Source organism: Methylobacterium sp. WL103 (genome assembly GCF_008039885.1).
GTDB classification, from domain to species: Bacteria; Pseudomonadota; Alphaproteobacteria; order Rhizobiales; family Beijerinckiaceae; genus Methylobacterium; species Methylobacterium cerastii.
This window is the reverse complement of sequence record NZ_VRUX01000896.1, coordinates 1-1,255: the sequence shown is the minus strand read 5'-3', so window position 1 is coordinate 1,255 and position 1,255 is coordinate 1. Positions and strand designations below refer to the sequence as shown.

Sequence of the window (1,255 nt, the reverse complement as noted above, 5' to 3'; positions counted from 1 at the left end):
ACGCGCCTGAGCCGCGCGAGCCGCGCCTGCTCGGCGGCGATCCGCATGCGCTCGGCCTTGATCGCGTCCAGCGACGCCCCGGCCGCGGCGATGCCCTCGTTGAGCTCGCGCCAGTCGCCGGCGCGCAACCCCGTCTCGCGGATCGCCTTGCGGGCTTCGTCGTAGCGGTCGAACGCCTGGTAGAAGCTGCGGTCCTGGCGCTTGCGCGGTCCGTAGATCCGGTCGGACTCGGCCTCCAGGCTCTTCTGCAGGTCGCTGTAGCCGCGCAGGCCCGAGGCCGCCGCGAACAGGCTGGCGCCGAGCTCGCCTTCGGCCAGCAGCATCTCCCTGGCCCCCTCGCGCAGGCTGTTCGCGTCGAGGCCGAAGGCGCGGCAGAACACCTCGCGGGTCAGGCCCCCGAGGAAGGGGGCGAGCGCCGCCTCCGGCAGGGCGGCGTCGTCGGCGTTGACCAGGGTGTTGCGGTTGCCCTTGCGGCGTCGGAACGCCAGCCGGCCGCCGTCGGCGCTGCCGATCTCGGCGCCGATCCGCAATTGCGGCATCTCGTGGAGGAAGGCGTAGGCCGTGCGCGTCTCGATGCCGAACAGCAGGTCCGTCACCGCGGCGAGCGCCGAGGATTTTCCGGCTTCGTTCGGCCCGAGCACGACGTGCAGGCGCGCGTCCGCACGGAATTCGACCCGCCGCCCGGTGAAGGGTCCGTAGCGTTCGAGGTCGAGGCTCAAGAGGCGCATGGGTGTCTCCGCTCCGCCGAGACCGGGCGCAAGTTCGGTGGGGGCGCCGGGCTCGGCATGCGCGCCAAGCTCGGCATGCGCGCCAGGCTCAGCATGCGCGTTTGGTGAGGCGGCCGAGGATCATCGCCTCGGCCTCGGCGCAGAGGGTGTCGAGGTCGCCGGCCAGGTCGCCGTCCTCGGTCGCCGGCATCTTCGCGGCGATCTCGGCGAGCGCCGCCGTCGCGCGGGCGCGGAACTCGGGGTCGCGGTCGATCTCGGCGAGCAGCGTCGCCGGGTCGATGGCGTCGACGACATTCTCGCGCGGGCCGCCGCTCGGGCGGGCGGTCTCGATCTTCAGCTTCTCCAGCCAGATGTCCTCGTGGACGCGGTCGGCGGCGGCCTGGATCTCCGCGGTGAGGGTTTCGCGGTCGGCCGCGAGCCGGTCGTGGGCGGCGGTGGTCCCGGTGAGGTGCACCCGCACCGCGAGCAGGCGGCCCTCCGCCAGCGCCGCCAGCGGACGCATCGCCGCCTCGACCAGCGCCACCGCC

General features: G+C 73.9%; 1 protein-coding gene and 1 pseudogene. Both read right to left on the bottom strand.

Features of this window, described 5'->3' with window-relative positions:
* Positions 1-728: AAA family ATPase (locus tag FV222_RS26520; RefSeq protein ID WP_147816104.1), on the bottom strand; the 728-nt coding region annotated here is incomplete at its 3' end.
* An 88-nt stretch (positions 729-816) separates the two neighbouring features.
* A pseudogene (locus FV222_RS30205) lies at positions 817-1,255 on the bottom strand (DNA repair exonuclease); the annotation flags it as partial.